This window comes from Roseovarius atlanticus (assembly GCF_001441615.1).
Lineage (GTDB): Bacteria > Pseudomonadota > Alphaproteobacteria > Rhodobacterales > Rhodobacteraceae > Roseovarius > Roseovarius atlanticus.
This window is the reverse complement of record NZ_LAXJ01000031.1, coordinates 21,192-28,581: the sequence shown is the minus strand read 5'-3', so window position 1 is coordinate 28,581 and position 7,390 is coordinate 21,192. Positions and strand designations below refer to the sequence as shown.

The 7,390-nt window shown below is 63.0% G+C and carries 2 protein-coding genes; one reads left to right on the top strand and one right to left on the bottom strand.

Annotated features, from left to right (window positions below):
* Positions 1 to 184: 184 nt before the first annotated feature.
* Positions 185 to 565, bottom strand: a complete 381-nt coding sequence (locus XM53_RS20970) for a hypothetical protein (protein ID WP_057796761.1) — start codon at positions 563 to 565, stop codon at positions 185 to 187.
* 1,021 nt (positions 566 to 1,586) lie between these two features.
* On the opposite strand from XM53_RS20970, the gene XM53_RS20965 reads away from it, so the two are divergent.
* Entirely contained in the window at positions 1,587 to 7,310 is a 5,724-nt protein-coding gene (locus XM53_RS20965) for a tandem-95 repeat protein (RefSeq protein ID WP_057796760.1), read from the top strand.
* Positions 7,311 to 7,390 lie beyond the last annotated feature (80 nt).

The following is a 7,390-nucleotide window of genomic DNA, read 5'->3' as shown; positions in this document are numbered from 1 at the left end:
AGCCACCGATGCAGTCGCTACTGGCGTTCTGCCAAACCGACGCCTTCCGCACACGCGCCCGCACCCATGAAGGCTACGACACGCAAGCCTTGGGCACCGTTCTGTGGAACGCGTAACGCACCACCCATAAAAAACTGGCGGCCGCAGGAATGCAGGCCGCCAGAATGGTCAGATATTAGCCGCGTTACTTGGCTTCGTCTTCGTCCTGGAACATGGTTGCCATGTCCATGTCGGGATTGGCCTCGCATTCTTCCATCAGCACGGTCATGAGCTCTTCGTCCGAGCCGGTGGCCGCGGCGCGGGCTGCGGCGCGTCCGCCCACATCGTCGTCGGGATCCCCCAGCTCGTTGGTCGCGCTTGCTGCATCGGTATCCGCGTTCTCGTCGGCGCCGACCGCTTCGTCACGCAGCATCTCGCGGCCGCCCATGCCTTCGAAGGCTTCGGTTTGGCCGGCGCTGTCCATCGCGCTGTATTCGGCGCAGGTCATCGCGTAGGCCGGTGTCGACAGCGCGACAACAAGGCCCAGAACGGATGTGGATTTAAGAAAGGTTTTGCCAAAGGTCATTACTCACTCCCAATCGGTTGTGCATTCAAGGTTTATCCGTCCCATGCAGCACGCACTCAAAACGTAAACCCTTGCACGCCAAACGCCCCGCGCCTTGGACAAGTTCCTTTGCAGTGGCCGAAAACTGAAGCGTCCACGCGGATCACGCCGCGTTTTCACGCGGCCCGGGCGGACACCGGGACGGGATTGGGACGGGGCAGGGCGCACGGCGCGGGCTGCGGCGGAGCGGTGCGCGTGTCGGTCTCAGTTTCGGCAAGATCGGGCCACCTTCCGCCGCAGGGGGGCCGGTCAGAGCACGGCGCGCGGCCTGGCGCGCCGGACGCCACAGGGATTCGACGTCTGATTTTGAAACAAATCTGCGTCGATTCGTCCGGAATGTGGCAGGACAGTTTCCGTTTCGTAAATAGTACCCTGAAAATGACCGGGATTGACGCATGGTAAAGCAATAACTTTGGACAGGGGTCATCCAAATCTCGTCACAATCCAGGCGGGTGCCGTTCTGACCCCTTTGGGAAACAAGGCTCTGCCTTAGGTTGTAATCCTGGTCGGCAGAAAAACGCACATCCCTTTTTTTCATGCATTTGGGCGAGTACCCGCCGAGCGACCTGCGGAAACAATCTCGCAAAATCCGTGTGTCGGCTTGCCTTATTTCGCCATTTCACCGGGCTTTTTTCTAAATTGCTCGGACAGTTTTCTGACAAATTTCGCTTTGTGTCGGACCAGGCATCTCGTACAACGAAGTCAGCCCAACTGGGGGGCGAAGTCTGAAGGTCACGGGGGCGACCGCACGAAACGCATCATTTAAGGTGCGGAAAGGTGCGATCGTCGGGTTGCTGCCGCAGCTGACTGAGAGCGAATGGAAACGGAGCGCGAACTCCGTACCATTTCCGCGTGCTATGCGGGTCTTTCCCTCCAGAAATAGAGGTTCGTGCAGGTTGCCCCTGGCCGTCACGTCGCCGGCAATGGGAATGGTTTTGGTATGGCGTCGCCGCAGGTGCGGTGATGCCGAATGGAGAAGACGATGGCGAATTTTGATCCGAGCTCGGTAACCGGCCTCATCGGCCTGTGGGACTTCAAAAGCGGTGCGGAAAAGAAAGACACCGGCCTGGATGACGGTGTTGCTCAGAACGCCACCCACGGCGATGGCAACGCCATCAACGTCAGTTTTTCGGGCGACCGGCTGATCGTGGGCGCAGGGAGCAATTCGCACCCGACCGTGCTCGATGTCAAAGCCGACCCGAACTCCTCTGCCGATGACGAACAGTTCAATCTGGACCGCGGCACGATCGAGACACAGTTCACGCAGTTCTCGCACTCCGGCAGTTCCGAGGACGTGATCCTGTCGCGCGGCGAAAAGGACATCGACAAGCATGACGAGGGCTTTTTCGAGATCCGCGTCACCAAGGACGGCAAGGTTCAGACCTACCACAATACCAATGACGGCGACGCGGTCGCCACGCTCTCGACCTCCGCGGGCTTCTTCAAACCCGGTGAACTGGTCAACGTGAAATACTCCTTCGACGTCGACACCGGCGCCACCCTGACGGTCGAGAACCTGACCACCGGCAAGATCGAGATGATCGAGAGCGACGAGAAGGGCCTGACCTTCGACCTGACCGACAACGACGACGAAGAGTTCAGCTTCGGCGCGCGCGAAAGCGACGACTCGGTCTATGACAAGGAATTCCAGGGCGCGATCGACTATGTCGCGCTTTACGAGTCCGCCAAGGCAGGCCCGGACGGCGCCGTCGACGGCGAGGATTTCGGCGAAGAGATGATCCTCGGCTATGACGACAGCAATGCGCCCACCGATCAGGGCGGGGACATCATCACCGAAGACGCCGATCTGATCTTCGGCAATGGCGGCGACGACACCATCGACGGCGAAGGTGGCGACGACACGATCTATGGCGACAGCGGCGACGGCGGCACGTTCGAAGGTCCGCGCGAAAGCTTCAATTGGGATCACGTGACAGGCCATCAGGCCGACAGCACCGTGACACAGAACACAGGCAGCGTGAACGTCACCTACACTCGCATCGAGGATACGGGGCACCACGAAAGCGATATTGACAACCACACCGACCTGAACACTGCCGGCATCGACACGGGCGGCGAGTTGATCGACACCAACAGCTCGCTGTTCTCGGAAACCGGCGGCAACGGCAACACTGGCGCATTCCAGTGGGATTTCTCCGAGCCTGTGGGCAATCTGGAGTTTAACATCAACGACCTCGATGGTGATGGCCTTGTCACCGTCACCGCCTTTGACGCGGACAACAACCCGATCGAGGTGGTCCTGCAAGGCGGCAAAGATATCAACATCGACGGCAACACCGCCGATGCGGACGGCCCCTACCAGAATGTCAACGACCCTGACACGACCGTTCAGGTTTCCATCGCCGGCCCCGTGTCGCGCGTGGTGGTCGAGCATACGCAGAACGGCAACGACAATTCCGGCATCCACATCACCGACATGTATTTCGACACCGGCTTCGATCCCGACCAGGATGGCGAGGGCGGTGATGACGTGATCACCGGCGGCGACGGTTCGGACGACATGTATGGTGAAGGCGGCGACGACACATTCATCGTCTCCAGCAGCTCGGACGCGGATGGCGACACCATCACCGGCGGCAATGGCCCCGACGATACGCTGGACAACGACACGCTGGACCTGCGCGGCACCGGCAAGGTGACGATCACCGATGCGGCGGATGCCTCTGATGACGGCGCCCGCACCGGCACCGTGACTTTTGCCGACGGCTCGGTCCTGGAATTCAGCCAGATCGAGACGATCCTGACCGATCCCCAGAACGAGGCGCCGACCGCGGTCGACGACACCGTTGCGGTGGACGAGGATGACACCGTCACCTTCAACCCGACCGCCAACGACACCGACCCGGACGGCGACCCGCTGACCGTCGACAGCATCGGCACGCCCGCCAACGGCACGTTGACCGACAATGGCGACGGCACCTATACCTACACGCCGAACGAGAACTTCAACGGCACCGACAGCGTCAGCTACACGGTTACAGATCCCTCGGGCGAAACCTCGACCGCGACGATCACGTTCAACGTGGCGCCGGTCAACGACGCGCCCGACGCGGTCAACGACGTGGCCACCACGGACGAGGAAACCACCGTCACGATCACGCCGCTGGACAACGACACCGATGTCGACGGCGACACGCTGCGCATCACCGCGGCCACCGTGCCGTCCGACCAGGGCACGCTGACCTTCACCGACACCGAGATCCAGTTCACCCCGGCGGACGATTTCTTTGGCGAGGCGACGATCAGCTACTCGATCACCGACGACAATGGCGGCACCGACACCGCCGAGATCTCGGTCACGGTGAACAACGTCAACGACGCGCCCGAAGCGGTGGACGACACCGTCTCGACGCTGGAGGACGAACCGATCACCTTCAACCCGGCGGCCAATGACAACGATCCCGATGGCGACCCGCTGACCGTGACCTCGGTCACCGTCACCGACCCCACGCTGGGCAGCGCGGTCGTGAACGGCGACGGCACCGTCACCTTCACCCCGGCCACCGACTATAACGGCCCGGTCGAGTTGACCTACACCGTCGAAGACCCAGATGGCGCGTCGGACACCGGCACCGTTCTGGTCAACGTGGGCCAGGTGCAGGACGCGCCCGAGGCGGTCGACGACATGGCGACCACCGACGAGGACACGGCGATCGTTCTGACGCCGCTGGACAACGACACCGATCCCGATGGCGACACGCTCACCATCACCGGTGCCAACGCCCCGTCCGTACAGGGCACGGTCACCTTTACCGACACAACGGTCACCTTCACCCCCGCCGCCAACTTCAACGGCGAGGCGACGATCAGCTACACCATCACCGATGGCAATGGCGGCACGGATAGTGCCGAAATCTCGGTCGACGTGTTGCCGGTCAACGATGACCCGGTCGCAGTGGACGATATCGAGAACACGCTCGAGGATACGCCGATCACCTTCAACCCGGCCGCCAACGACACCGATGTCGATGGCGATCCGCTGGTGGTGTCCGCGGTCGACCCGATCGACCCGGCGCTTGGCACGGTCACGCTGAACCCCGATGGCACGGTCACGCTGGACCCGGCGCTGAACTACAATGGCCCGGTCGAGATCACCTATACCGTCAGCGACGGGCAGGGCGGCACCGACACCGGCGTGGCACTGGTCAACGTGGGCCCGGTCAACGATGCGCCCGTGGCGGTCAACGACGATGGCGGCTCCACGCCGCAGGGCACGGCCGTCACCGTCATGCCGCTGGTCAATGACAGCGACCCCGATGGCGATCCGATCCGCATCATCAACGCCAGCGTCCCGGCCAGCCAGGGCACCGTGACCTATACCGACGACACGGTCACCTTCACCCCGGCACCGGCCTTCGTGGGCGACGCGACGATCACCTACACGATTTCCGACGGCAACGGCCTGACCGACACCGCGCAGATCTCGGTCGAGGTGACGGACGTGATCGGCCCGGTCGACGGCAAGGATATCGGCGAGGTCATGACCCCCGGCTACACGGATGTCGAGGGCGACCAGATCGACGGCGCCGACGGTGACGACGACACCATCTTCGGCAATGGCGGCGATGACGTCATCGACGCCGGCGAAGGCAACGACACGGTCGATGGCGGCACCGGCGACGATGAGATCACCGGCGCCAATGGCGACGACAGCGTCGATGGCGGTGACGGCTCCGACACGCTTGCCGGCGGTGAAGGCACCGACACGCTGAACGGCGGCCAGGGCGATGACGACATCGCCGTGGGCGGCGACGACGACGCCTCGGGGGGCACCGGCGACGACGAGTTCACCGTCGACGGCACCGACCCGGCGGCGGATATCGACGCCACCATCGACGGCGGGTCTGACGGCACCGACGGCAACCCCGACGGCCCGGAAAACGGCGACGAGGGCGACATCCTGAACCTGGGCGACCAGACCGAGGACCTGACCGTCATCCTGGAAGACGCCGATCCCGAGAACGGCACAGTCAACGGCCTGGATGCCGACGATACGTCCGACATCACCTTCGAGGAGATCGAGCGCATCATCACCGGCAGCGGCAATGACACCATCGACGCCAAGGATGCCGATGGCCCGATCGACGTTGAAACCGGCGCAGGCGACGACAGTGTCGACGGCGGCAACGGCGACGACAAGATCGACACCGGCGACGGCAACGATACGGTCATCTCCGGCGACGGCTCGGACACGGTCGATGGCGGCGACGGCGACAACTATATCGACACGTCGCTCAACAGTGGCCTGCCTCTGCCGGATGACGGCTTCCCGTCCTACGGCCCGTTCCCGGCCGTTCCGTCGGATGCCGATCCGAACGACGACCGCGATCTGGTCAACACCGGCAACGGCAACGACACGATCTATACCGGCGACGACGATGACACCATCAATGCCGGCGCGGGCAACAACTATGTCGACGCGGGCATCGACGACGACGAGATCAACACGCTCTGGGGCGACGACACCATCGTCGGCGGCGAAGGCGACGACACGATCTCGTCCGGCGCAGGCGACGACCTCATCTACGGCGGTCTCGACCCCAATGTCGTGCCTTTCGACCAGGTCAATATCCCGAACGCGCCCGATGGCGGCAGCTTCGGCCCCGACCCGGACGAAAGCAACGGCAAGGATCTGATCAATGCCGGGGCGGGCAATGACACGGTCTATGGCCAGGACGATGACGATACCATCTTTGGTGGCGGCGGCAGCGATCTGCTCTATGGCGGTATCGACGACGACCTGATCTATGGCGAAAACGGCCGCGACACCATCTATGGTGGCCAGGGTGCCGACACCATGTTCGGCGATGCCGGCTCGGACGAGTTCCGCTTTGACGGACGCGAAGAGGCGTTCGGCGACGAAATCGACGGCGGCACCGAGGATGGCGACAACGACCCGACGACCGACAACGAGAACGACCAGCTTTACCTGCAAGGGATGGGCCGGTTCGAGATTGTCCAAAGCGACGGCGTCACCCCGCTGGACCTGACCACGCCGAACGATCCGGACGGCAACAGCTTTACCGGCCAGGTCAACTTCCTCGATGCCAACGGCAATGTCGAAGGTGTGCTGAAGTTCACCGAGATCGAGGACATCATCCCCTGCTTCACGCCGGGGACGGTCATCGCCACGCCGAAAGGCGAGCGCCTGGTCGAAGAGCTGCGCGAGGGGGACAAGATCATCACCCGGGACAACGGTCTGCAAGAGATCCGTTGGGTGGGCCGCCGCGATCTGTCGGGGCAGGAGCTGGCGCGCGCGCCGCATCTGCAACCGGTCCTGATCCGTGCGGGTTCGCTGGGCCACGGCCTGCCGGAACGCGACATGATGGTCTCGCCGCAGCACCGCCTGCTGATAAACAACGAGAAGTCGGCGCTCTACTTCGAGGACCGCGAGGTTCTGGCGGCCGCCAAGCACCTCACCGGCATGGAAGGTGTGATCTCGGTTGAGGCCAGCTCGGTCAGCTACATCCACTTCATGTTCGACCAACACGAGGTGGTGCTGTCCAACGGTGCCTGGACCGAAAGCTTCCAGCCCGGCGACACCGTGCTTGACGCGATGGGCCACGACCAGCGCAACGAGATCTTCGACCTCTTCCCCGAACTGGCAGAGAGAGAGGGGCTCGACGCTTACACCGCCGCACGCCGCTCTCTGAAAAAGCACGAAGCGCGGCTTCTGGTCAAATAACAGCTTTGCAGCCGACCGGCCCTTTCGGGGGCCGGTCTGATGGACTCGGTTGCGGGGGCTGTATCGTTTCCAAGGGACAA

Excerpts from the sequence above, each read along its gene's own strand:
- XM53_RS20965 (WP_057796760.1), top strand. The coding sequence starts at position 1,587 with ATGGCGAATTTTGATCCGAGCTCGGTAACCGGCCTCATCGGCCTGTGG.
- XM53_RS20970 (WP_057796761.1), bottom strand. The coding sequence starts at position 565 with ATGACCTTTGGCAAAACCTTTCTTAAATCCACATCCGTTCTGGGCCTT.